We start from the raw sequence: 23,551 nt of genomic DNA on the forward strand, positions 1-23,551 counted from the left end.
GATTCAGGCCCCTGTCGGGTCACCGTGCAGACGTACGGTGCTGAGGATCTTGAGGATGGTCGCGTCGGGGATCTCGTCCTTCACGCCGGTCGCACCGTAGAGGTTCCACGCCACGTAGTCGCCCGCGGAGTTCTTGAATCCGAACGTGATGGCCTTGCCGTCGCTGGCGCACTTCCCCTTCTGGGGAGTGTTCTTGGACCTGGCCCAGGCGATGCTGCCCGTGACGCCCGATTCGGTGGTGTACGGCTTGGCCTTCTCGTCGAAGGTGAGGCTCTTCTTGTCCGGCTGGGTGTAGCCCCCGAACACCCACCAGGGGACCTGGTTCACGGCGACCTCGTCGGTGTTCTTCGCTCCGCTCGCGCCCTTGGTGCCCGCGGCACCGAGGGCGGTGTCCTCCGTACGGCCGTCCCTGTCGTCGTCGGACGAGCACCACTTGGACTTGAAGTACGCGGGCGCCGACATCACGATCAGCGGCTTGTCGCCGGCTTTCGCGTTGTCCTTCTCGAATCCGACCGAGGTGCCCGGCGAGGCCACCTCCCAGTCCGCGGGGACGTCGAAAGCCGTGCCCCACTTGGGATTGACGACGACCTTCCAGCCGGCGACCGTCGGCTGCTCCTCCGCACCGCCGCGCGGGTCGCCGTCGGAGGGCGACGCGCTCGGTTCCTGGGGGGCGCTCGTCGTGGGATTCGCGGCCTTGCCCTTGTCGCCCCCGTCGGCCTTCTGGTCCTTGCTCCCGCCGAGCAGGAGGGCGCCGGTCACCCCGGCGGCCACGACCACGGCGCCGGCCGCCACGATCGCGGTCACCTTCGTCCGGTTGCCGCCCCCGCGCGGCGGCTCGGGCGTGCCCGCGAGGCCCGGCGCACCCCACTGCTGCTGTCCCGGCTGTGGTCCGTACGCGCCCGGCACCTGCTGCGGATACCCCGGCTGCTGGTGCCCGGTCTGCTGGTATCCGGGCTGCTGGTAGGGGTTCGGCTGCTGGTACCCCGGCTGCTGGTACGGGTTCTGGTCCTGCGGGTTCTGCTCGCCCCCGGGCGGCTGCTGTTCTGGCCACATGGGCAGTCACGTTAGTGGCGCTTGTGAAACGTTTCTGTCACCGCGTCTCGTCAGGCCTGTACCGGAGTGCGGATTCGCCTGCGCCACTGATCGACACCGCTGATCGACTTCGGCGCGGCGCGCCGGGGCTGGTCAAGAATTGCTACCCATGGGTAACATCGAGGTATGAGCGCAGACCAGATGACGATCGGCGAGATGCTCGCCGCGACCGTGCCGATGGCCCGGACCCTGAACCTCGAGTTCGTGGAGACCACTCCGGAGAAGGCCGTCGTGGCGCTCCCGGACCAGGGCGACTTCCACAACCACGTCGGCGGACCGCACGCCGGGGCCATGTTCACGCTGGGGGAGTCGGCGAGCGGGGCGATCGTTCTCGCCGCCTTCGGGGACCAGCTCTCCCGCGCCGTGCCGCTCGCGGTCCGCGCCGAGATCGCCTACAAGAAGCTCGCGATGGGCCCCGTCACGGCCACCGCGACGCTCGGGCGGCCCGCCGCCGACGTAGTCGCCGAACTCGACGCCGGTCAGCGCCCCGAGTTCCCCGTCGCCATCGCCATCCAGCGCGCCGACGGGGCCGTGACCGGCGAGATGACCGTTGTCTGGACGCTCCGTCCGAACGGCTGAGGCCCGATTCGCGCACAGGGCCCTGATCGGGGAGTGCCACCCGATCGGGGCCCTCGGCCGTCGCGCCGGGGTCCGCGGCCCAAGGCTCCGGTCCGGCGCTCCGGCCCCGGTCAGCCGCGCGGCACCCGAATGCTCACCGTCTGTGTGACCCGGGCGCAGAGCTGCTGACGGTCGTCCTCGATGTCGCACTCCACGACCGCGGTGTCGCGTCCGACCCGCAGCACGCGGGCCTTCGCGTACGCGGCACCCTCGCGAACCGGCCGCAGGAAATGCGTGGTGGAGGTGGTGGTGGCGGGAACGGCACCCGCCGGGCCGTTCAGCGCGGCACACACCGCCGAGGCGACGTCGGCCAGGCCCATCAGCGCGCCACCGTGCAACCCGCCGCCCACGGTGGACAGTTCGGGCACGAAGTCGAGCTCGGCGTCCACTCCCTGGGCCGACAGGGCGGTGAAGCGCACGCCCAGCGTCCTGGCGTAGGGGGCCATGGCGTAGATGTCCTCGGCGGTGACGGTCACGGCAAGCTCCTTGTGGGAGAGGTGGGACGGAAGTCGATGATCCGTTCTATCAACTCCCTTGAGTGCAAGGGGAGTTCCTTCAGCGAGAGAGGGAACGCGATCCCGGCCGTTCGCCCCGGAACCGGGGGCCGCGCGCCCCGGGCCACCACGCCGGGCGCCAATCGTGCGACGAACACAATGCGTCGTTCAGCTGACTGCCACTGCCCGGCCATGGCCGGTCAGCACCGTGCCACTCGACCCCGATCTCGCTCACCTGGAGGGCATATGGGCACGGCAGGACAGCAGAACGGGCCGGACAGACGGGCTCTGCTGCGCGCCGCGGTCGCCGTACCGGCGGCCGGCGCGGCGGCAGTGGCGTTCGAGGCGGCCCCGGCGCGGGCCGCGACCACCGGTCGGGGAGGCCGGTTCGACACCGAGAGCCCGCGCTTCGCGCTGGCCGTCCTTCCCGACACGCAGTACCTCTTCGACGCCGACAGCGCGGACCCGGCGCCGCTGCGCGAGACGTTCCGCTACCTCGTGGCGGAGCGGGCCGAGGCCAACATCGCCTTCATGACGCACCTAGGCGATGTCACCGAACACGGCACCGAGGACGAGATCGGACGCGCCGCCGACACCTTCCGCACCCTCCACGGCAAGGTCCCCTACAGCGTCCTGGCCGGCAACCACGACATCCCGTCCTCGACGGACGACCAGCGGGGGGACACGGCCTACCTCGCCGCGTTCGGCCCCGAGCGCTACTCCTCCATGCCCACCTTCCGCGGCGCCTCTCCCGACGGCTACAACAGCTACCACGTGCTGCGCGCGGGCGGCCGGGAGTGGCTGGTGCTCGCCCTCGACTGGCGGGTGTCGGACAAGGGGCTGCGCTGGGCGCAGGGCGTCCTGGACGCCCACCCCACGCTGCCCGCCGTGCTCACCACGCACGACATCGCGTGGTCGGACGACGACGGCAAGGCCCAGCTCTCGGACAACGGCAAGCGCCTGTGGGACGGCCTGATCCGGGGCAACGACCAGATCTTCCTCGCCCTGGGCGGCCACTACTGGCCGCCCGGGCGCACGGTCCTGTCCAACGACGCCGACAACGATGTCCACGTCCACATCACCAACTACCAGGACCGCTACTACGGCGGCGCCGGGATGATCCGCACCTATTCCTTCGACCTGGTCCGGGGTGTCATCGACGTCGAGACGTTCGCCCCGTGGTTCCTCGCCCGGGATCCCGGGAAGCGGTCGCCGCTGGAGGCCGAGACCATCGAACTGACCGGCCCCGTCGACCGGTTCAGCCTTCGCGTCGACTTCGACGAGCGCTTCGAGGGCTTCGCGCCCGTCGTCCCGCCGAAGCCGCGCCCCGCCTCCGCCGTGATGCCGCGCGGCACGGTGGCGTACTGGCGTTTCGACGGCTCCGGGACGGCGCCGGGCGCTCCCGTCGTGGACGGCACGGTCGTACCGGACCTCACGGGCCACGGGAACGACCTGACCGTGAGCCGGCTGCACGCGAGCGGCCCGGCCGTCCTCACCTGGTCGCCGGACCACCACCCCGGTCAACCGGCCCACGCCAGCCTCCACTTCGACGGCGGCAAGAGCCCGGACCGCGGCGCCGTCCTGACAACGAGTGCCCAAGCCGCTCTGAACAGCGCGAAGTTCACCCGCGGCTACACCATCGAGACGTTCATCAGACTGCCCGACCCCTTCGAGGGGGATCACGCCTGGATGGGCATCCTGAGCTGGGAGGGCCGCAACGGCGACGCGGGCAAGACGACCGGCTGGTCCCCGCTGGAGCCCACCTGCAGCCTCAACCTGTCACCGGAGCGATTCCTGCAGTTCGTCGTCTATCCGGCGGGGCAGGACGCCGACCCGACGTCGTGGAGCCACGCCCTCCCCGTGGGCCGCTGGACCCATGTCGCCGTGGTCAACGACGGCCGCCGCACCATGCTGTACGTCGACGGCTCGAAGATCGCCCGCAATCCCACGCAGCCGTCCACCGGGATCGCGACGCTCGGCAAACCCTTCGTCATCGGTGCCACCCAGTTCGACGAGAGCTTCGGGCAGGGCTTCTGCGGCTGGATCGGCGACACCCGAATCGTCGACCACGCCCTGCCCGTACGGGACTTCCTCATGCCCTTCGCCTAGACATCGGCCCCCGGTCGCGGCCTCTCGTCGAGGCGCCCGGACGGTCCGGCAGTTCGGGCCGGGCCGGCCGGGCCCCCGGGGGAGTGCCCGTCGGAAGGAGGAGCGCACGGGCCCCCTCGCATTTTCCGGGGACTCGCGCCCGGTCAGCACTGGAGCACGTCAGCGCTGGTGACCCCCGTCCTCGCCGAGCAGGCCGGTCACACCGTCGCCGCGACCATGCGGGACACCGGCGAGGCCGGGCCGCCGCGCGAGCGGCTGCCCGCTGTCGCGTCCGGCGGTCCGACGTCATGGACCCCGACTCGGCCGCCGACGGTTCGGCCGTGCCAGACCTCATCACCGACCTCACCACGTCCCGGCCGAGGCAGTGAATACCTGTTCCCTTGCGGCCCTTCATGCCCGACCCTGACCTACGGGTGGTGCGCGCGCGTCGCCTGTAGGACACGGTCAGGCGCCGGGGACCGGGAACGAGGAGTACGAGCGTGGGTGTACGCGGGCGGAGCGCCGTTCTGGTGACCGGTGGCAGCGGGTTCGTCGGAAGCCATCTGGTGAGGCGGCTGCTGGAGCGGGGCTACCGGGTCCACACCACCGTACGGGCAAGGGCGAACGCGGCGAAGGTGCGGCCGCTCCGGGAGATGCAGGAGGCCTTTCCCGGCAGGCTTGAGCTGTTCGAGGCGGATCTGCTGGCCGACGGGTCCTTCGACGCCGCGATGAGCGGCTGCGGAGTGGTCTTCCATGTGGCGTCGCCGTTCCTGATGCCGGAGAGGATCAAGGACGGCCGCCGGGACATGGTCGACCCGGCCCTGCTCGGCACGCGCAACGTGCTGGCGGGAGTGGAACGGACGCCGACGGTCGAGAAGCTCGTCCTCACCTCCACCGTCGGCGCGATCTTCGGCGACTACATCGACGTCCGGAGCATGGACGGCGGCGTCCTGTCGGAGAAGTACTTCAACACCACCAGCACGGTCGACAACAACCCGTACCACTACGCGAAGACCCTCGCGGAACGCGTGGCGTGGGAGGCGGAGGCGGCTCAGGACCGCTGGCGTCTGGTCTCCGTCAACCCCGGCCTGGTCCTCGGCCCGTCCCTCACCCCCGCGTCGGAATCCGGCAGCCTGTTCCTGCTGGAGGAACTCTTCAAGGGCTACTTCTTCTACGGCGCCCCCGATTTCAGCTTCACCACGGCGGACGTCCGCGAGGTCGCCGACGCGCACATCGCGGCGGCGGAGCACAGCGGCGCCAAGGGCCGCTACATCGTCGCGGCCGAGACGATGACGTCCTTCCACGAGATGGCGCGCGTCATCCGAGGCCGGTATCCCCGCGCCCTCCGGCTGCCTCGCACCGCGCTCCCGCACTGGCCGGTCCGCATCCTCGGTCCTGCGTTCGGACTCACCCAGGACTACATCCGCAAACACCTCGGTATCCGGTTTCGCGTGGACAACAGCCGGAGCGTGCGGGAACTGGGGATCACGTACCGCCCGGTCGAGGAGACCCTCCTCGACCACTACGAGAGCTGGCGGAACCCGACGTGACAAGCCGCACGTCCGGGCCGTCGTTCAGGGCGAGCGGGTAGGCTTCCCGGCGGGCGCCCCGGGGAAACGCATCCCGGATGATCACGCGAGACGCGGTCGCCCGGTCACGTACACCGAAACGGGAGGATGCGGCGTTGCACGTCCAGGACTGGCTCGAGACGGTGCCCGCGGTCAGTATCTACGCGCTCGTGGCGCTGGTCATCGGCCTGGAGAGCCTGGGCATCCCGCTGCCCGGAGAGATCGTCCTGGTCTCGGCGGCGCTGCTGTCCTCGCAGCACGGCGGCATCAACCCGGTCGTCCTCGGCGTGTGTGCCAGCCTCGGGGCGATCGTCGGCGACTCCATCGGTTACGCCATCGGCCGCAAGGGCGGACGCCCACTGCTCGCCTGGCTCGGCGCGAAATTCCCCCGGCACTTCGGCGAAGCCCATGTCGCCACCGCCGAGCGTTCCTTCCAGAAGTGGGGCATGTGGGCCGTCTTCTTCGGCCGCTTCATCGCCCTGCTGCGGATCTTCGCGGGCCCGCTCGCCGGTGTTCTGCGGATGCCGTACTGGAAGTTCCTGATCGCCAACGTCCTCGGCGGCGTCATCTGGGCCGGCGGCACCACCGCCGTCATCTACTACGTCGGTGTCGTCGCCGAGTCCTGGCTGAAGCGCTTCTCCTGGCTCGGCCTGGTCGCCGCGGTGCTCATCGGTGTCGCCTCGATGCTGATCGTCCGCCGCAAGGCGAAGAAGACGGCGACGGCGCACGCCGCGGCGGAGCCGGAGCCCGTCCCCGCCGCCGAATAGCTCCTGCCCCGCCTCCGACGCTCCGGGCCGAGCGGCTACTCGTGGATCTCGCGGTGCGCCTTCGCCAGCTCCACGTAGAAGACGCCGTTCAGTGAGATGCCCTCGCGCTCCTCGTCCGTCAGCGGACGCTTCACCTTGGCGGGGACACCGGCGACGAGTGAGCCCGGCGGCACCCGCATTCCCTGGGGCACCAGCGCCTGCGCGGCCACCAGTGAGCCGGCCCCGATCACGGCCCCGTTGAGCACCGTGGCGCCCATGCCGATCAGACAGTCGTCCTCGACGGTGGCGCCGTGCACCACGGCGTTGTGGCCGATCGAGACCCGTTCCCCGATGGTGAGGGGGAAACCGGGGTCCACGTGCAGCGTGCAGTTGTCCTGCACATTGCTGTCGGCGCCGATGACGACGGGACCGCCGTCGGCGCGCAGCACCGCGCCGTACCAGATACTCGCGCCCGCGTTCAGCGTGACGTCTCCGATGACCACGGAGGTGGGCGCCACGAACGCCTCCTGGTCCACCTGCGGGTCCTTGCCGCCGATTCCCTTGATCAGCGCCTGCTGGGTAGTCACCGTGTCACCGTCTCGTCGTCTCGTGGTCCGGTCCCTCTGAGTACACCGGCACCGTATGCCATAGGCCGCGCGCCGCCGGTGGGGCGAAGATCACAGCCGTGCGGCCGCATCGGCATCGCCGCCCTGAGTACCGTGAACGGGTGCCCAGGAGCAAGAACACGTTCTCATCATGGCGGCGACGCCTCGCGCAGCGCGCCGTCCACGCGGGCTGGGCCTGGGTGCAGCGCGCGGGTTCGGTCTCGGCCGAGCACCCGGGACGGTTCCGCTTCGGTGCCATGGGGGAGAACACCAGGCTGGCCTTCCCGCTGGGCACGGTCTTCGGTGAACGCTGGATCCACCTAGGCTCGTACTGCATCGTCGCGGAGCAGGTCACGCTGACGGCGGGCCTGATGCCGGATCTCGACCTCGGTGCCGACCCGATCCTGCGCATCGGGGACGGTGTCGTCCTCGGCCGCGGCAGCCATGTCATCGCCGACACGACGGTCACGATCGGCAGCGACTGCTACTTCGGGCCCTACGTGTATGTGACGTCCACGAACCACTCGTACGACGATCCGCACGAGCCCATCGGCAAGCAGTGGCCGCGCATGGAGCCCGTGGAGATCGGGCCCGGCTGCTGGATCGGCACCGGTGCGGTGATCCTTCCGGGCGCGCGGATCGGACGCAATGTCGTGGTCGCCGCCGGTGCGGTGGTACGTGGATCGGTGCCGGACCACTCCGTCGTCGCCGGCGCCCCCGCGCGGGTCGTCCGGCGCTGGGACCCCGTGGACGGATGGCAGCCGCCGCTGCGCACACCGCCGCCGGTGCCGATTCCGGACGGCGTGACCCCGGAGCAGTTGCTGGCGTTGTCGGAATTGGACGAGGAGACGGTCGCGCGGCTCGCGGAGCTGGACCTCGACGCACGGGACGCCGCCGAGGACGTACACGCGCCGTCGGGGGACATCCGCGCCGAGTCCTGAACCGGGCCAGACCGCTTCCGCCGACTGGGCGGGCCGGTCCGTCGTGCGAGGTGGACGGTTCGTCGCGCGGTGCGGGCCGGTCGGCAGGGCGGGGTCGGCCGGATCCTCGACCGGGTGGCCGGTCCGGGGACCCGGTGCGGGCCGGGTCCGTCCGCCGGAGCCGGTTCAGCCGGTCGCCAGCAGGACCGTGCCGACCAGCGCCAGCGCCGCTCCGGCGGCCTGTACGGCGCGCAGCCGCTCCCTGAGGACACCGCGCGCGGCCAGGGCCGTGACCACGGGATAGAGCGAGGCGAGAACGGCGGCGACGGTGACCGGACCGTGCTGGGCGGCGACCGAATACGTACCGTTGGCCGCGACGTCGGCGAGACCGACGAAGGCCAACGCGGGCAGGAAGGCCCAGGGGAAGCCGCCCTCGGGAAGGGCGGGCGAGCCGCGCCGGACGGACACGGCCAGGGCCGCGCCACCGGTGACGACGTTGGTCACGCGCTGCACGAACAGCGCAAGGAAGAGTCCGGTGACGGACGACGACGCCTCCGCGATCAGGGCGAACACCGTGCCGAACCCGGCGGCCGCGATCAGCGTCAGGAGGATCGCCCGCCGCTGTACGGCCGCGCCCCGCAGCTGGGGTCCGCCCGCGAGGACGACACCCGCCACGGCGACCGCGATGCCCGCGATCTGCAGCAGCCCTGGACGCTCCCCGAGGAACAGGCCGACGCCGATGGGGACGGCCACGGCCAGCGATCCGAGCGGGGAGACCACGCCCATCGGTCCGAGGGCGAGCGCCTTGTAGAAGGAGAGCAGCGCGACCGGGCCCACCAGTCCCGCGGCGACCGCGAACCACAGCTGCGGGCCCGCCGCGCTCCAGCCGCCGGTGGCCAGCACGATCGCGCCGAGGACCACCGCAGCGATCGACTGGGAGGCGACGACCACCGTGAGGGCGGGCGTCCGCCGGGTCAGCAGACCTCCGCCGAAGTCGGCCAGGCCCCACAGGAGGCTGGTGGCCAGGGCGAAGAGTGCTGTCACGGGGTGCCTCGCAGTACAGTTCGGTGGACGATCAGGTGCACCACAGGATAGTTCACCTGATTGAACTCTGCCATTCAAAATATTGGACGGAATGTGTCGGATCTCGACCTGCTGACTCAATCCCTGGCGCGCAATGTGAAGCGCTGGCGCACCGAGCGCGGCTTCACCCTGGAGGCGCTCGCCGCTCGCGCCGGAGTCAGCCGCGGCATGCTCATCCAGATCGAGCAGGCCAGGACCAATCCCAGCCTGGGTACCGTCGTCAAGATCGGCGACGCGCTCGGCGTCAGCGTCACCAGCCTCCTCGACTACGAGCAGGGGCCCAAGGTCCGGATCGTTCCCGCCGACCAGGCCGTACGGCTGTGGCACACCGAAGCGGGCAGCTACAACCGGCTGTTGGCCGGTACCGAGGCGCCCGGCCCACTGGAGATGTGGGACTGGCGGCTCATGCCCGGCGAAGGCAGCCCCTCCGACCCGCACCCGACCGGCACCGTCGAACTCGTGCACGTCATCGCGGGCGACATGACCCTCACCGTCGACGGCGTCGAGCATCTCGTCCCCGAGGGGGCGAGCGTGTCGTTCGAGGCCAACACCCCGCACACGTACGCCAACAAGGGCGAGGTGCCGGTCGAGATGGTCATGGCCGTGTCGGTTCCGCTCGTCCACTGAAATCCCTGATGGCCGGACTCGATCCGTGAACCGGGGTTCCCGGTGGGCCGGTCTCGATGTGTGCGCCGGAGTCCCTGGCGGGCCGGTTGCGAATCGTGTGCCGACGGCCTTCGGCTGGTCGGCTCGTCCGTGCGTCGACGGCTCCCGTCGGGTGGGTCCGCGTGGCTGTTAGCGTGCCGTCATGCACGCACCCATCGGACACTTCGACCACGCCGTCCCCGCCCCCGACTGCCTGGACGAACTCACCCGTCCCGTCGCCGACGCCGTGCGCGTCTGGCGCGGTGGCACCCCCGCCGAGCAGATCGTCTACGTCGACACGAACCCCGAGTGGGCCGACACCGCCACCTTCGTCGAGCACTACGGCAAGGAACTGCTCGACCGGTCCGCCAACTGTGTGGTGGTCGCGGCCAAGCGCGGTGGCCGGACCACGCTCGCCGCCTGCCTCGTCCTGTCCACCACGCGCGTCGACGTCAACGGTGCCGTACGACGTCAACTGGGCGCCCGGAAGGCATCGTTCGCTCCGATGGACACCGCGACCGGCGAGACCGGCATGGAGTACGGCGGCATCACGCCCGTCGGACTCCCCGACGGCTGGCCGGTGTTGGTCGACTCGGCCGTCGTCGAGCTGCCGTACGTCCTCGTGGGCAGCGGCCGCCGACGCGGCAAACTCCTGGTCCCGGGCAAGGCGTTCGCGGAACTGCCGAACGCGGTGGTGCTGGAGGGGCTGGGCATCGTGTGATCACGTACGCCTGGTGGTGAACGGTGCGTGGCCGACGGGATCTGCTCTCGTCGATGGGTCCACGTCAGGTGGGCCCGTGTCCGATGGGTCCACGTCAGGTGGGCCCGTCTCCTTTGGGTCCTTCTCCGGCACGGATGCGCTCCGGCCGGGGGTCGCTGCCCGTTCACGCGGCGGTGTGATGGGCGAGCGTTCGGTGCGGATCCGCCTCGCCGGGTGCCGGCGCCGGATCCGCGTGGACCAGGACGGCGGTCAGCTTCGGAACGGCGTGCAGCAGGGCGTGTTCGGCCTCCACGGCGATGTCGTGGGCCCGGCGCAGGGTCGCCTCGCCGTCCACCACGACCGCCACTTCAGCGCGCAGCCGGTGCCCGATCCAGCGCATCCGCAGTTCGCCCACGTCGCGCACCCCGACGACCTTCCGCAGCGCGCGTTCGGCGCGGTCCATCAACTCCGGGTCCACGGAGTCCATCACGCGCCGGAAGACCTCCCGGGCGGCATCGCGCAGTACCAGCAGGATCGCGGCGGTGATCGCCAACCCCACCAGTGGGTCGGCTAGTTGCCATCCGAGGGCCGCGCCGCCCGCGCCCACCAGTACCGCGAGTGAGGCGAACCCGTCGGTACGGGCGTGGAGTCCGTCCGCGACCAGCGCGGCGGAGCCGATCTCACGCCCTACCCGGATGCGGTGCCGGGCGACCCACTCGTTTCCGGCGAAGCCGATGAGCGCGGCGACCGCGACCACGGGGAGGTGCCGCACAGGCTGCGGATCGAGCATCCGGCCGACCGCCGCCCAGGCCGCGAAGGCGGCGGACGCGGCGATCGTCAGCACGATCACGATGCCCGCCAGGTCCTCCGCCCGGCCGTAGCCGTAGGTGAAGCGCCGTGTCGCCGCGCGGCGGCCCAGCACGAAGGCGACCCCGAGCGGCAGGGCCGTCAGCGCGTCGGCCGTGTTGTGCACGGTGTCGCCGAGCAGCGCGACCGACCCCGACAGTGCGACAACGGCCGCCTGTGTCAGGGCCGTTGTACCGAGAACGGCCAGGGAGACCCACAGCGCCCGCATGCCCCGGGCCGACGATTCCAGAGCGGAGTCGAGCTTGTCGGCCGTTTCGTGGGAGTGGGGGGTGAGGAGATGGCGCAGTCGGCTCCCGAGGCCGCGCGGATGACCGTGATCCCGAGGTCGGGTGCGGGGGTGCGGATGGGGTCGACCGGGGGAGTGGGCGTGAGTGTGCGCGGGAGCGTGGCCGTGAAGGTGGGCGTGGCCGTGCGCGTGCCCAGGGTCCTCTCCACGGCCGTCTTCGTGACCGTGGCCGGGCCCGTCGGCGTGCTCGTGTCCGTGCCGGTACTCGTGTCCGTGGACCCGCCGGTCAGGGTCCCCGTAACCATGGTTGCTGTTGCTGTTGCTGTTGCCGTCCACGTCGTGGCGTCGGTCGTGGTCGTGGTCGTGCCGGTCGTTCACGTGCGTCCCCTTCCGTGCGCGGGAGTGGACGCGCGGGTGTCCACGACGCCATTATGTGCGTATGAGCGCACGCATGCACCTATCACCTGCGCACGATGCGCACCCGCGCACCCCCGGCGAGGAACAGTTCGCGCTCGCCGCCGAGCTCCTCGCCCTGCTCGGTGATCGCACCCGCCTCGCGCTGCTGCACGCCCTGACCGGCGGCGAGGCCGATGTCACGACGCTGACCGAGGAGTGCGGGGCGGCTCGTCCGGCAGTCAGTCAGCACCTGGCCCGGCTCCGTCTCGCCGGGCTCGTGAACACGAGGAAGGAAGGCCGCCGGGTGATCTACTCGCTCGGGGACGGGCATCTGCGCCGGGTGGTCGACGAGGCGCTGAGCCTGGCCGACCACCGGCTCTCCGACCGTCCGGCGCACGATTGAGACACCTCGTGGGGGGCTCGGTCCTGCGCCGGTGCCGATCCGCGGGCGGGCCCGCGTGCACGTGGGATGACGTGCGGCCGGGTTCGCGTGTGCCCGGGGTGACGTGCGGTCGAGCGGGCGCGCATACGCGGTGAGGCGCGGTCGAGTCCGCCCGCACTCGGTGGCCCGCGGTCCAGTCCGCGTGCGGGCGACGCCCTCAGTGTGCGGCCGCGCGGTCGCCCGTGGGGGCCGCGTCGTCCTCGCCCTCCTCCAGCAGGTTCGCCGCCGCGCCCACGATGCTCGGGTCGGGGCTGCCGACGACCACCTCGTCCTTGTCGGCGTAGGCGAAGCGGGCCAGGACGCTGCGCATGGCCTCGACGCGGGCCCGCTTCTTGTCGTTGCTCTTCACCACGGTCCAGGGGGCCTGCTCGGTGTCCGTCTCGCGGAACATGGCGACCTTGGCCGCCGTGTAGTCGTCCCAGAGGTCCAGCGAGGCCAGGTCCATGGGGCTGAGTTTCCACTGCCGTACCGGGTCGACCTGACGGATCGTGAAGCGGGTGCGCTGCTCACTCTGGGAGACCGAGAACCAGAACTTGATCAGGTCCACACCGTCGTCGACGAGCATCCGCTCGAAAGCGGGCGCCTGCCGCACGAAACGCCGGTACTCGTCGTCCGTGCAGAACCCCATCACGCGCTCCACACCGGCCCGGTTGTACCAGGACCGGTCGAACATCACTATCTCGCCCGCGGTCGGCAGATGCTCCACGTACCGCTGGAAGTACCACTGCCCCCGCTCCCGCTCGGTCGGCTTCTCCAGTGCCACCACACGAGCACCGCGCGGGTTGAGATGTTCGGTGAACCGCTTGATCGTGCCGCCCTTGCCGGCCGCGTCGCGCCCCTCGAAGACGATGACGAGCCGTCGGCCGGTCGCCTTGATCCAGCTCTGCAGCTTCAGCAGCTCGATCTGCTGGAGCCGCTTGTGCCATTCGTACTCCTTGCGCTCCATGCGCTGTTCGTACGGGTAGTTCTCCCGCCAAGTGTCCACCGGACTGCCGTCCGGCCGGATCAGTACGGGGTCGTCGTGGTCGGAGTAGTCCACCTGCATGCCTGCCAGCAGTTCCGTCATCCGGCCCTCCTCTTCCCGTGCTCCGATTGTCCGTCGATCGGCCTGTTCCCGCCCTGTCAGCGGCACTGCGGCACGATCGGAAGGTCCCGTGCGCCGCCACGGCCGCGCAGCCGAGGAAAGGGACGGTGACCGCGTGCCGGTCGTCGATGTTCGAGGCGTGCACCGGGTTGCGGCGTGAGGCCGTGACGGTGACCGAGGCGCCGGCCGCCGCGAAGGTCGCGATCACCACGGTGCAGAAGGTCCCGCCGTGTTTCAGCACGCTCGCCGCCACCCCGCCGACCACCGCGGCGGCCGGCGGCGTGACCGGCCGGGCGACCGCCACGCGGCCCGCGGTTCCCCAGCGAACCCCGGCCGGTTTCCTGCCCGTTCCCGCGCCGGGAACGCCGACCGGGCGGACCCGCGTGGCGGAGAGCGCGAACCCCGGACGGGCGTGGACGAGCGTCACCGTCGCGGAAACCGCCGTGACGATGACGACCATGACGACCGCCACCGGTGAACGTGATGTGGTCCATCTCCCGATGGAAGCAATCGCAGGCGTACGCCGGGAGAACCGGAGACGAAGGCGACGCGTGCCCGGGTCGATCTGCTCGCCCGATCGGCGGCAGACGACCTCACGCTCCTCTACGCCGTCAGCCCGTGACGCCCGCGTGCCGCTCGTCGCGGGCGAGCCGGACGGCGGCCGGTCGGCCGGAAGGGCGATCGGCGGGTCAAGGGGCGGGTTCGAAGGTTCGGGCCGGTCGCCGGGGTGCCGCCGGCGCTCAGTTCAGTCTCAGGTCGATGTATTCCGCGGTCTCGCCCGGCAGGACGTAGCGTTCGATCTCCACGAAGCCGTGTCGCCGGGCGAAGCGCAGTCCGTCCTCGTTGGCCGCCAGGACGACCGTCTCGATCACCTCGGCGCCCGAGGCGCGGGCCTGGTCCAGACCGCGGGCGTACAGCTCCTCGCCGAAGCCCTGTCCGCGGTGCTCGGCGAGCACCCGCGCGATCACGGTCGCCGTCGCGCCGTCGTCGGCGGGCGGACGCACGGTCGTGCAGCCCACCAGGACGTCGCCCAGGTAGGCGACCTCCATGCGGTTGCGCCGGACGCGCTCGCGCACGTCGTCGAGGGACATGGCGGCGGGCGGGACGATCACGTTGTGGACGTGGCGCCAGTCCGCGAGGCGGGCCTCGTCGTCCGGCGCTTCGATGCGAAGGATGGACACCGGAGCAGGAAACCCGCAAAGGCCGCGTGACGTCAACATCACGCACCCGGGCCCCTGTTGAACCGGTCCGCCAGGTCGGGTCGGCTGAGCAGCCCGCAGCCCGCAGCCCGCAGCCCGCAGCCCGCAGCCGGGCCGACGGAACCCGCAGCCGGGCCGACGGAACCCGCAGCCGGGCCGACGGAACCCCGTCGGTTCGGTCCCGTCCGTTCAGCCGAGTCGCGGGATCTCGATGGCCGGGCAGCGGTCCATGACCATGTCGAGCCCGGCGGCGCGCGTCCGCTCGTAGGCGGCCTCGTCGATGACGTCGAGCTGGAACCAGACGGCCTTGGCGCCGATGGCGACAGCCTCGTCCGCCACCGGCCCGGCCAGGTCGCTGTTGACGAAGACGTCGACGACGTCCACGTCGAAGGGGATGTCCGCGAGGGAGGCGTACCCCTGCTCGCCGTGGACGGTCTCGGCCTTCGGGTGCACGGGCACGATCCGCTTGCCGTAGCGCTGGAGGACGTCCGCGACGCCGTGGGCCGCGCGGCGCTGGTTCGACGAGAGTCCGACGATCGCCCAGGTGTCACCCCGCTCGGTGAGGATCTTGCGGATCGTCTCTGCGTCGCCGTACACGTTCGGCCTCCACGGGGATGGGTCGGGGTCCGTCGTGAGCGACAACAGCGGGTGGAGCGCGGTGATTCCTCGCGAGGCCGGTGGTCAGTGGCGGCGTACGTCCCGCGCTCCGCTCTCGGGCGCGCCGTCGGGAGGGGTGTTCGCCGTGATGCCGTGCTCGCCGTGTGCTCGCAGGTGGTCGAGCAGCAGACGGTTCAGCGTCTCGGGTGCCTCTTCGGGGATCCAGTGGCTGAGGCCAGGGAGGATCTCGAACCGGTACGGCCCGGTGACCCACCGCCCCGTCTCCCGTGCGGGGGCCGGGCCGAAAGCGGTGTCCTCCGTGCTCCAGACGTACAGCGTGGGGACCTCGATGACGCCGATCGCGCCGTCGGGGCGGCCGGACCGGTACCAGTTCAGTGCCGCGGTGAGGGCGCCCGGCCGGGACAGGTGCCGGACGTAGGCGTCTGCGGCGGCCTGCGGCACCTTTCCCGCGTAGAGCGTGCGAAGCAGCTCGGCGTCGTTGGCCAGCATGCGGTCCTCGGTCGCGGGCGTCTCGCGCCAGTCGCGCATGTAGCGGGATCGGGTGCGCTGATCCTCGTCGGTGCGCAGGGCGTCGGCCAGAGCGCCCGGGTGCGGGGTCGAGACGACCGTCAGAGTGCGGAGGCGGCCGGGATGGGCGGCGGCCGTCCACCATGCGACCGCGCCTCCCCAGTCGTGACCGACCAGGTCGAACGTCGGCCAGCCCAGTTCCTCCGTGATCGCGACGACATCGTCGACCAGGACGTTGATGCGGTAGTCCTCGGGCCGCTTCGGGCGGACCCCGGGGGAGTAGCCGCGCTGGTCGGGCGCCACGACGCGACAGCCCTCGGCGGCCAGCGCCGCGATCTGCCGCTGCCACGCCGGCCCGGTCTGGGGGAAGCCGTGCAGCAGGAGGACCGGGCGGCCCTCGGGCGGACCCGCCGCGATGGCGTCGAACACACCCGCGGCGGTGGAGATGCTCAACTCGGCCACGATCCACTCCCTCGAACCGACTGGTCGGTCAGCCTTCAGGCCGCGGGCGCGGATTGTCAAGGTCGTGCTCGTCGCCCGCCCCGGCGCGGGTGTCCAGCCCCGCGGCTGCCGAGTCTCGAGGCGGAGCGACCGAACCACCGGAGTCCCCGTGAGTCGGACCGGCAGTTTGACCTAGGGCGTGCCCGGTCTGCCTGCCGCTGAATCCGCGCGTTCCGGGCCGACGCGTGCGGCGCGTGGCACGCGATGGTTCCCAGCAACTCGGCGTTGCGATCCCCCGGACCGTCCGCCCACCCCTCCTGGAGGCCGGCCCGCATGTCCTCGGTCGGCATCCCGAAGCGCGGGCGCATATGTCCGGAACGGCCCCCACCTCCCCGCACCCGGCCGTACGCCCGCCTAGGCTCACCTCGTGCTCCGTATCCTCGACGCCCGTACGGGCGAACCCATCGACGCGGCCCTTGCCCGCCGCGGGCTGGTCCGCGTCCATGTGCGTCTGCCCGGTTCCGACATCACGGGTCTGCGGGTGCTCCTGGTCGCCGACATCCTGGTGCGCGCCCTGGAGATCGGCGGCAACCCCGTCTGGGCGACGCTGACTTCGCCGCCGCACCGGCCGGACGCCATGGACCGGGCAGACGTCATGGACCGCGCGGCAACCGCGGACGAGGCGACCCCACCGGTCCCACCGGTCCCACCGGACCCGGTGGACCCGGCAGACCCGATGAACCCGGCAGACCCTTGGGGTGAGGCGGGACTCCGGGCGCGCGCCGCCGAACTCGGGATCCGGCCGTTCGAGCACCACCGCGACACGGAGCCGGGACCGGCGGCCACGCGGACCATCGAAGTCCTCGCTCCGGGGGCCGCCGCGACGGACGGGCCGCGCGTCGAGGTGGCCCGCGTCGACACCGGGCGCGGTCCCGCTCCCGCTCCCGGGGATCCCGCCGTACTGCGTCTGGCCCTGCTCGCGCGGCGCCGGGACCTGCCCCTGCGCCTCGACGCGGACGCCCTGGCGGAGGCCGAGGGCACGCTCAAGCGCTGGCGTGCCGCCGTCGCGGGATGGGCGACGCGGCCCTCCAAGGCGATTCCCGAGGACGTACGCCTGCGGTTGCGCGCCGCCTGGGAGGACGACCTGGACGTCCTCGCCGTGCTGGACGTGCTGCGGTGGGTGGAGACGTCGGACGTCGCGGAGGGCGCCCGCTTCGAGACGTACGCCTACGCCGACCGACTGCTCGGCCTCGAACTCACCCGCGAGATCGGAACGGCGCCGTGAACGCGAGCGCCGCCGCGGGCCCGAGGCGAAGACTGGTCGTCCTGCGGCACGCCAAGTCCGCCTGGCCCGACGGAGTGCGCGACCATGATCGGCCGCTCGCGACGCGTGGCCGTCGCGATGCCCCGGCCGCCGGACGCGCCATGGCGGGAGCCGACCTGCTGCCGGACCTCGCGCTGTGCTCGACGGCCGTACGCGCCCGGGAGACCTGGGAGTTGGCGGCCGAACAGTGGGGTACTCCGCCGCCCGTACGGTTCGATGGGCGGCTGTACGGCGCGGACGTAGCGGAGTTGCTGGTGTCCGTGCGCGAAGTTCCCGAACACGTACGGACCTTGCTGCTGGTCGGGCACAACCCGGGACTTGAGGAGCTGGTCCTCGAACTGGCCGGGGACGGCTTCGGCGACACGCTGGACCGGGTCCGGACGAAGTTCCCTACCTCGGCCGTCGCGGTCTTGGTCTGGCACGGCGATGCCTGGAACGAACTCGGGCCCGGCGGAGCGCTGTTGACGGACATCCTCGTGCCGAGGGGCGAGAAGGAGTGAATCCCGGCCGACGTGCGCCCTCGCCCGGCGGACGGATGGTCATCGTCCCGGTCCCGTCCCGGTCCCGGTCCCGTCCCGGTCCCGTCCCGGTCCCGTGCGCGTGCCGGTCCTGGTCCTGGTGTCAGCCTGTCGAGCACGCGCGCGTGCGGTGCGTGATCGCGGGCCCGGCCGTCCTGCCGCTCCGGCTCGTCGGTCTCGCGGGCGTCCGGTGACATGATCCCGGGTACGGGCGTCGTCCCCGTCCTGGCCCGTCGGGCACGCGCGCGTGCAGCGCATACGCTGGCGTGATGCAGGACGAGTACCGCACAGTGGCCCGCGCGGGCGTGCACGAGACCGAGATCAACCGCTCCCGTTTCCTGTGCGCCCTCGCCCCGGCCGCCACCGAGCGGGAGGCCCAGGACTTCATCGCCGCCGTCAGGAGGGAGCACGCGGACGCCACGCACAACTGCTTCGCGTACGTCATCGGCGCCGACGCCGCCGTGCAGAGGGCGAGCGACGACGGCGAACCGGGCGGCACCGCGGGCGTCCCCATGCTCCAGATGCTGCTGCGCCGCGACATGCGGTACGTCGTCGCCGTCGTCACCCGCTACTACGGCGGGGTCAAGCTGGGTGCGGGCGGGCTGATCAGGGCCTACGGGGGCTCGGTGGGCGAGGCGCTGGACGCGCTCGGCACGATCACCCGCCGACGGTTCCGGCTGGCCACGGTGACCGTCGACCACCAGCGGGCCGGCAAGGTGCAGAACGATCTGCGGTCCACCGGTCGCGAGGTACGTGATGTGCGTTACGGCGAGGCGGTCACCATCGAGATCGGGCTGCCGGACGCCGATGTGGAGACTTTCCGGGCGTGGTTGGCCGACACGACCGCGGGCACGGCCGGCTTCGAGCTGGGCGGAGAGGCCTACGGAGACGCGTGATAATTCGGGCAATTATTTACAGATTGGCATATTTCAATGAAGGTCATGGCGGGCCGATACGGGAGTAACCGCCCGTGATGTCAGACCCGGCCGTTACCCTTCGGGGATCATGAGGCTCCTGCACACTTCCGACTGGCACCTGGGCCGGGCGTTCCACCGGGTGAACATGCTCGGCGCCCAGTCCGACTTCATCGGCCATCTCGTCACGACCGCGCGCGAGCGCGAGGTGGACGCGGTGGTCGTCTCGGGAGACGTGTACGACCGTGCCGTCCCGCCGCTGGCGGCGGTCCAGCTCTTCGACGACGCCCTGCACCGGCTGGCCGACCTCGGCGTGCCCACCGTGATGATCTCCGGGAACCACGACTCGGCGCGCCGGCTCGGCGTAGGCGCCGGACTCATCGGGCGGGCGGGCGTCCACCTGCGGACCGACCCCGCGGCGTGCGGCACCCCGGTGGTGCTGACCGACGCCCACGGCGACGTCGCCTTCTACGGCCTGCCCTATCTCGAACCCGCTCTGGTGAAGGACGGGTTCGGGGTGGAGAAGGCGGGGCACGAAGCCGTCCTCGCCGCCGCCATGGACCGGGTCCGCGCCGACCTCGCCACCCGTGCTCCGGGCACCCGCTCCGTCGTCCTCGCCCACGCCTTCGTCACCGGCGGCGAGGTGAGCGACAGCGAGCGGGACATCACCGTCGGCGGTGTCGCCTCCGTGCCCGCCGCGGTCTTCGACGGCGTCGACTACACCGCCCTCGGCCACCTGCACGGCAGCCAGATCATCGGCGAGCGCGTGCGCTATTCGGGCTCCCCGCTGCCGTACTCCTTCTCGGAAGCCGGCCACCGTAAGAGCATGTGGCTCGTGGACCTCGGCCCCGGCGGCTCCCTGGCCGCGGAGCGGATCGACTGCCCCGTGCCCCGCCCGCTCGCCCGCGTCCGCGGACATCTGGAAGACCTGCTCGCGGACGAGGAGCTGCACCGCCACACGGCCTCCTGGGTCGAGGCGACCCTCACCGACCCGGTGCGGCCCGCCGACCCGATGGCGCGGCTGGCCGAGCGCTTCCCGCACACGCTCAGCCTCGTCTTCGACCCCGAACGCTCCCCGCACGCCCCGGACGTCTCGTACGCCCGTCGGCTCGCGGGCCGCACCGAGGAGGAGATCGCCGAGGACTTCGTCGCCCATGTGCGCGGCGCGGGCCCCGACGCCCACGAACAGGCCGTGCTCCGGGACGCGTTCGACGCCGTCCGCGCCGACGAGACCGTACGGGAGACCGCCCGGTGACCTCCCGCCCGCCGCACACTCAGGGGGCCGACCGCCCGGAGACCGAGGTGGACCGATGAGGCTGCACCGCCTGGACATCACCGCCTTCGGCCCGTTCGGCGGCGCCCAGCAGGTCGACTTCGACGAGCTGTCCGCCGCAGGGCTCTTCCTGCTCCACGGACCGACGGGCGCGGGGAAGACCTCCGTCCTCGACGCCGTCTGCTACGCGCTGTACGGAGCGGTTCCCGGCGCCCGGCAGAGCGGTCAGGGCCTCGGCCTGCGCAGCGACCACGCGGCACCCGCCACCCGCACCGAGATCCGGCTCGAACTCACCGTCGCCGGACGCCGGTTGGAAGTCACCCGGCAGCCTCCGTGGGAGCGCGCCAAGAAGCGCGGCACTGGCACCACGACGGAGAAGGCGCAGAGCTGGCTTCGCGAGTACGACTCCTCGGCGGGCTCCTGGAAGGACCTCAGCCGCTCCCACCAGGAGATCGGCGAGGAGATCACCCAACTGCTGGGCATGAGCCGCGAGCAGTTCTGCCAGGTCGTACTGCTGCCCCAGGGAGACTTCGCGCGCTTCCTGCGAGCCGACGCCGAGGCCCGGGGCAAGCTGCTCGGCCGCCTCTTCGACACCCACCGCTTCGCCGAGGTCGAAAAGCGCCTCGCCGAGCGCCGGCGCGCCGCCGAGGCCGAAGTGCGCGCCGGTGACGCCGCGTTGCTGGCCGACGCGCACCGGATGCACCAGGAGGCCGGGGCCACCGTCGAGGAGCCGCTGCCCGACCTCGCGCCCGGTGATCCGGGCCTCGCCGAGTCCGTGCTCTCCTGGGCCGCGGTGGCCCGCAGCGCCGCTCGCGAGGGGCTGACCATCGCCCACTGCGCGCGCAGGGCCGCCGAATCGGCGCAGGCCGCGGCCGATCGCGCGCTCGACGGCGTGCGCGAAGTGGACCGGTTGCAGCGCCGGTTCACCGAGGCGCAGGAGCGCGCCGCGCGTCTGGAGGAGCGCGCCGGCGCCCACCGGGACGACCGGACGCGCATGGAGCGGGCGCGCAAGGCCGAGGCGGTGGCCCCCGCACTCGACCTGCGTGACTCCGTCGAGGCGGAGCACCGGCGAGCGGCCGCCGAGGAGACACGCGCGCGTGCCGCCCTGCCGGAGGCGTTCGCCGGAGCCGGGGCGCCCGGTCTCGTGGCCGCCGCGCGCAAGGCCGCCGAGGAACTGGGCGGCCTGGAGTCGGCGCGCCGCGCGGAGCGTCGCCTCGGCGAACTCGGCTCGGAGCGCGCCTTGTTGGACCGTCAGGAGCGCGCCGACGAGGACGTCCTCCTGGACGCGGAGAGCTGGCTGGCCGGCTGGGAGGACACCCGCGCGGGCGTCGAGGCGCGGATCGACCGCGCGCAGCAGGCCGCGGCACGCGCCGAACAGCTCGCCGTCCAGCGGGAACCGGCGTTCAAGCGGCTCGCCGCGGCCCGCCTGCGCGACGAGTTGGCCCAGGACACCGAGAACGCCCACGCGCTGAGCCTCGCAGCACGTGAGCACGCGACGGAGGCACACGCCCGCTGGCTCGACCTGAAGGAACAGCGCCTCCAGGGGATCGCCGCCGAACTCGCCGCCGGACTGGTGGCCGGCGAGTCCTGCGCCGTGTGCGGCGCCACCGAACACCCCGCGCCCGCCCGGAAGATCGCCGGTCACGTCGACCGCGAGACGGAGGAACGCGCCCTCGCCGTCTATCGGGAAGCCGACGAGGAGCGCGCCGAGGCCGAGCGCCGGCTCGGTGTCGTACGCGAGGCGCTGGCCGCCGCGACCGCCGAGGCGAGTGACGCGCCGACGGACCGACTCGCGGAACAGGCCGAGGAACTGGAGCGGCTGCACGGCGAGGCCCGCGCCGTGGCCTCCGGGCTGCACGCCGCGCGCGAGGCCCGTGAACAGACCGAGCGGGAACACGAGCGGCGGCTGACCGCTCAGCAGGAGGCCGCCCGGCGGGTCGCCTCGCGGGCCTCGCTCCGGGATTCCCTCGACCGCGAAAGGGCGACGCTGGACGGGGAGTTGGAGCAGGCCCGGGGGACCGCCGGGAGCGTGTCCGAGCGGGCCGTGGAGCTGGAACGCCAGGTCGGGTTGCTCAGCGAGGCCGCGGAGCGCGTTCGAACGGCCGAGGACCTCACGCGGCGTCTCAAGGAAGCCGACGCGCGCCTCTCCGACGCGGCCTTCCGCGCCGGATTCGAGACCCCGCAGGCCGCGGCTGCCGCGCTGCTCGACGACGCGGCCCACCGCGATCTCCAACGACGCCTCGATGCCTGGCAGTTGGAGGAGTCGGCGGTGCACGCCGTGCTCGCCGAGGCCGACACCGCTGCCGCGGCGCGGCGCCCGTCCGTCGACCTGCGGGCCGCCGAGCGGACGGCCGAGTCCGCCGCCCGGCGCCTGCGAGACACCGCGTCGACGCAGGACGCGGCGACCCGGCGCTGCGCGGAGCTGGACGCCCTCTCCACCCGGGCGACCAGAGGAGTCCACCGGCTCGCCCCGCTGCGCGAGGAGTACGACCGCGTGGCCCGGCTCGCCGGTCTGGCGGCCGGCACGTCGGCGGACAACGAACGCAAGATGCGCCTGGAGTCGTACGTCCTCGCCGCCCGTCTGGAGCAGGTCGCCGCCGCCGCGACCGTGCGCCTCCAGCGGATGTCCTCGGGGCGCTACACCCTGGTGCACTCCGACGACCGGGCGGGCCGCGGACGCAGCGGGCTCGGCCTGCATGTCGTGGACGCCTGGACCGGACGCGAGCGTGACACCGCGACGCTCTCCGGGGGCGAGACCTTCTTCGCCTCCCTCGCCCTGGCCCTCGGCCTCGCGGACGTGGTCACCGACGAGGCCGGCGGAGTGCGGCTCGACACGCTCTTCATCGACGAGGGCTTCGGCAGCCTCGACGACCAGACCCTCGACGAGGTGCTCGACGTCCTCGACTCGCTGCGGGAACGAGACCGCAGCGTCGGCATCGTCAGCCACGTCGCCGACCTGCGCCGTCGTATCCACGCCCAGCTGGAGGTCGTGAAGGGGAGAACGGGGTCGGTCGTAAGGCAGCGGGGTGCGGAGGCCTGATTATTGAGACCAGCCGACCAGCCGACCGGCCCGGTGGCCGGGTGCCGGGCGCCTGGTTTTCGGGTGCCGACGCCGGAGCACGGACGGTCCGGCTGAGCACGGACGGTCCTGGACAGCCTTCCCGCGGTGGCCTCGGGGAGCGG

General features: G+C 72.1%; 22 protein-coding genes. 13 read left to right on the plus strand and 9 right to left on the minus strand.

The genetic code is table 11. The features are described 5' to 3' along the window. Nucleotides 1-3: 3 nt before the first annotated feature. Nucleotides 4-1,053 (minus strand): hypothetical protein, encoded by a 1,050-nt coding sequence (locus tag ACFYW8_RS20910; RefSeq protein WP_389077510.1) that lies wholly within the window; start codon nt 1,051-1,053, stop codon nt 4-6. A gap of 165 nt (nt 1,054-1,218) precedes the next feature. On the opposite strand from ACFYW8_RS20910, the gene ACFYW8_RS20915 reads away from it, so the two are divergent. Beyond that, nucleotides 1,219-1,671, plus strand: a complete 453-nt coding sequence (locus ACFYW8_RS20915) for a DUF4442 domain-containing protein (protein WP_365870635.1) — start codon at nt 1,219-1,221, stop codon at nt 1,669-1,671. A 110-nt stretch (nt 1,672-1,781) separates the two neighbouring features. Here the strand turns inward: ACFYW8_RS20915 and ACFYW8_RS20920 are convergent, their stop codons facing one another. Next, nucleotides 1,782-2,186, minus strand: a complete 405-nt coding sequence (locus ACFYW8_RS20920; protein WP_389077517.1) for a PaaI family thioesterase — start codon at nt 2,184-2,186, stop codon at nt 1,782-1,784. Between the two features lie 264 nt (nt 2,187-2,450). Here ACFYW8_RS20920 and ACFYW8_RS20925 point away from each other — a divergent pair, with 264 nt between their 5' ends. From ACFYW8_RS20925 to ACFYW8_RS20935, 3 genes are all read left to right on the plus strand, one after another. After that, nucleotides 2,451-4,313: a LamG-like jellyroll fold domain-containing protein gene (locus ACFYW8_RS20925; RefSeq protein ID WP_389077522.1), complete on the plus strand. Its 1,863-nt coding sequence runs from the start codon at nt 2,451-2,453 to the stop codon at nt 4,311-4,313. Between the two features lie 479 nt (nt 4,314-4,792). Beyond that, nucleotides 4,793-5,842, plus strand: a complete 1,050-nt coding sequence (locus ACFYW8_RS20930) for an NAD-dependent epimerase/dehydratase family protein (protein WP_389077526.1) — start codon at nt 4,793-4,795, stop codon at nt 5,840-5,842. Nucleotides 5,843-5,976: 134 nt separating this feature from the next. After that, nucleotides 5,977-6,627, plus strand: coding sequence for a DedA family protein (locus tag ACFYW8_RS20935; RefSeq protein WP_389077530.1), 651 nt, complete (start codon nt 5,977-5,979; stop codon nt 6,625-6,627). 35 nt (nt 6,628-6,662) lie between these two features. On the opposite strand, the gene ACFYW8_RS20940 is transcribed toward ACFYW8_RS20935, so the two are convergent. Then, the gene (locus ACFYW8_RS20940; RefSeq protein WP_389077533.1) at nt 6,663-7,193 is read right to left on the minus strand and encodes a gamma carbonic anhydrase family protein; all 531 of its coding nucleotides are present in this window, start codon (nt 7,191-7,193) and stop codon (nt 6,663-6,665) included. A gap of 140 nt (nt 7,194-7,333) precedes the next feature. Here ACFYW8_RS20940 and ACFYW8_RS20945 point away from each other — a divergent pair, with 140 nt between their 5' ends. After that, nucleotides 7,334-8,152, plus strand: a complete 819-nt coding sequence (locus ACFYW8_RS20945) for an acyltransferase (RefSeq protein ID WP_365870628.1) — start codon at nt 7,334-7,336, stop codon at nt 8,150-8,152. A gap of 165 nt (nt 8,153-8,317) precedes the next feature. Here ACFYW8_RS20945 and ACFYW8_RS20950 read toward each other — a convergent pair whose 3' ends face one another. After that, nucleotides 8,318-9,175, minus strand: coding sequence for an EamA family transporter (locus ACFYW8_RS20950; protein ID WP_389077538.1), 858 nt, complete (start codon nt 9,173-9,175; stop codon nt 8,318-8,320). A 93-nt stretch (nt 9,176-9,268) separates the two neighbouring features. Between ACFYW8_RS20950 and ACFYW8_RS20955 the strand changes: the two genes are divergently transcribed. Both ACFYW8_RS20955 and ACFYW8_RS20960 read left to right on the plus strand, forming a co-directional pair. Beyond that, nucleotides 9,269-9,841 (plus strand): helix-turn-helix domain-containing protein, encoded by a 573-nt coding sequence (locus ACFYW8_RS20955; RefSeq protein WP_389077543.1) that lies wholly within the window; start codon nt 9,269-9,271, stop codon nt 9,839-9,841. Between the two features lie 181 nt (nt 9,842-10,022). Next, a complete protein-coding gene (locus ACFYW8_RS20960) occupies nt 10,023-10,580 on the plus strand; it encodes a YbaK/EbsC family protein (protein WP_389077549.1) in 558 nt (185 codons plus the stop codon). 163 nt (nt 10,581-10,743) lie between these two features. On the opposite strand, the gene ACFYW8_RS20965 is transcribed toward ACFYW8_RS20960, so the two are convergent. Next, nucleotides 10,744-12,030, minus strand: coding sequence for a cation diffusion facilitator family transporter (locus ACFYW8_RS20965; protein WP_389077553.1), 1,287 nt, complete (start codon nt 12,028-12,030; stop codon nt 10,744-10,746). 61 nt (nt 12,031-12,091) lie between these two features. Between ACFYW8_RS20965 and ACFYW8_RS20970 the strand changes: the two genes are divergently transcribed. After that, entirely contained in the window at nt 12,092-12,451 is a 360-nt protein-coding gene (locus ACFYW8_RS20970; RefSeq protein ID WP_365870624.1) for a metalloregulator ArsR/SmtB family transcription factor, read from the plus strand. Nucleotides 12,452-12,647: 196 nt separating this feature from the next. Here ACFYW8_RS20970 and ppk2 read toward each other — a convergent pair whose 3' ends face one another. The 4 genes from ppk2 to ACFYW8_RS20990 form a co-directional block, all read right to left on the minus strand. Then, on the minus strand, nt 12,648-13,556 hold the full coding sequence (ppk2, locus tag ACFYW8_RS20975) for a polyphosphate kinase 2 (RefSeq protein WP_365870623.1): 909 nt from the start codon (nt 13,554-13,556) through the stop codon (nt 12,648-12,650). Nucleotides 13,557-14,314: 758 nt separating this feature from the next. Further along, a complete protein-coding gene (locus ACFYW8_RS20980; RefSeq protein ID WP_389077562.1) occupies nt 14,315-14,794 on the minus strand; it encodes a GNAT family N-acetyltransferase in 480 nt (159 codons plus the stop codon). Between the two features lie 168 nt (nt 14,795-14,962). Further along, nucleotides 14,963-15,370, minus strand: coding sequence for a CoA-binding protein (locus ACFYW8_RS20985; RefSeq protein WP_261704180.1), 408 nt, complete (start codon nt 15,368-15,370; stop codon nt 14,963-14,965). Nucleotides 15,371-15,454: 84 nt separating this feature from the next. Continuing rightward, nucleotides 15,455-16,363 (minus strand): alpha/beta fold hydrolase, encoded by a 909-nt coding sequence (locus tag ACFYW8_RS20990; RefSeq protein WP_389078395.1) that lies wholly within the window; start codon nt 16,361-16,363, stop codon nt 15,455-15,457. Nucleotides 16,364-16,766: 403 nt separating this feature from the next. On the opposite strand from ACFYW8_RS20990, the gene ACFYW8_RS20995 reads away from it, so the two are divergent. The 5 genes from ACFYW8_RS20995 (at nt 16,767) to ACFYW8_RS21015 (ending at nt 23,408) form a co-directional block, all read left to right on the plus strand. Continuing rightward, nucleotides 16,767-17,624 (plus strand): hypothetical protein, encoded by an 858-nt coding sequence (locus ACFYW8_RS20995; RefSeq protein ID WP_389077568.1) that lies wholly within the window; start codon nt 16,767-16,769, stop codon nt 17,622-17,624. After that, nucleotides 17,621-18,163, plus strand: coding sequence for a histidine phosphatase family protein (locus tag ACFYW8_RS21000; RefSeq protein WP_365870617.1), 543 nt, complete (start codon nt 17,621-17,623; stop codon nt 18,161-18,163). The genes ACFYW8_RS20995 and ACFYW8_RS21000 overlap by 4 nt, the downstream gene beginning before the upstream one ends. Nucleotides 18,164-18,450: 287 nt before the next feature. Beyond that, nucleotides 18,451-19,077, plus strand: coding sequence for a YigZ family protein (locus tag ACFYW8_RS21005; protein WP_389077575.1), 627 nt, complete (start codon nt 18,451-18,453; stop codon nt 19,075-19,077). Nucleotides 19,078-19,186: 109 nt separating this feature from the next. Further along, a complete protein-coding gene (locus tag ACFYW8_RS21010) occupies nt 19,187-20,350 on the plus strand; it encodes an exonuclease SbcCD subunit D (RefSeq protein WP_389077578.1) in 1,164 nt (387 codons plus the stop codon). Nucleotides 20,351-20,405: 55 nt separating this feature from the next. Beyond that, the gene (locus ACFYW8_RS21015; RefSeq protein ID WP_389077582.1) at nt 20,406-23,408 is read left to right on the plus strand and encodes an AAA family ATPase; all 3,003 of its coding nucleotides are present in this window, start codon (nt 20,406-20,408) and stop codon (nt 23,406-23,408) included. Nucleotides 23,409-23,551: the final 143 nt, after the last annotated feature.

The sequence above is a fragment of the Streptomyces sp. NPDC002742 genome (assembly GCF_042888885.1).
Classification (GTDB): Bacteria; Actinomycetota; Actinomycetes; order Streptomycetales; family Streptomycetaceae; genus Streptomyces.

Bases quoted from the DNA above. Each gene is read 5' to 3' on its own strand.
- ACFYW8_RS20910 (WP_389077510.1), bottom strand. From the start codon at position 1,053: ATGTGGCCAGAACAGCAGCCGCCCGGGGGCGAGCAGAACCCGCAGGAC.
- ACFYW8_RS20915 (WP_365870635.1), top strand. From the start codon at position 1,219: ATGAGCGCAGACCAGATGACGATCGGCGAGATGCTCGCCGCGACCGTG.
- ACFYW8_RS20925 (WP_389077522.1), top strand. From the start codon at position 2,451: ATGGGCACGGCAGGACAGCAGAACGGGCCGGACAGACGGGCTCTGCTG.
- ACFYW8_RS20960 (WP_389077549.1), top strand. From the start codon at position 10,023: ATGCACGCACCCATCGGACACTTCGACCACGCCGTCCCCGCCCCCGAC.
- ACFYW8_RS20970 (WP_365870624.1), top strand. From the start codon at position 12,092: ATGAGCGCACGCATGCACCTATCACCTGCGCACGATGCGCACCCGCGC.
- ppk2 (WP_365870623.1), bottom strand. From the start codon at position 13,556: ATGACGGAACTGCTGGCAGGCATGCAGGTGGACTACTCCGACCACGAC.
- ACFYW8_RS20980 (WP_389077562.1), bottom strand. From the start codon at position 14,794: ATGTTGACGTCACGCGGCCTTTGCGGGTTTCCTGCTCCGGTGTCCATC.
- ACFYW8_RS21005 (WP_389077575.1), top strand. From the start codon at position 18,451: ATGCAGGACGAGTACCGCACAGTGGCCCGCGCGGGCGTGCACGAGACC.
- ACFYW8_RS21010 (WP_389077578.1), top strand. From the start codon at position 19,187: ATGAGGCTCCTGCACACTTCCGACTGGCACCTGGGCCGGGCGTTCCAC.
- ACFYW8_RS21015 (WP_389077582.1), top strand. From the start codon at position 20,406: ATGAGGCTGCACCGCCTGGACATCACCGCCTTCGGCCCGTTCGGCGGC.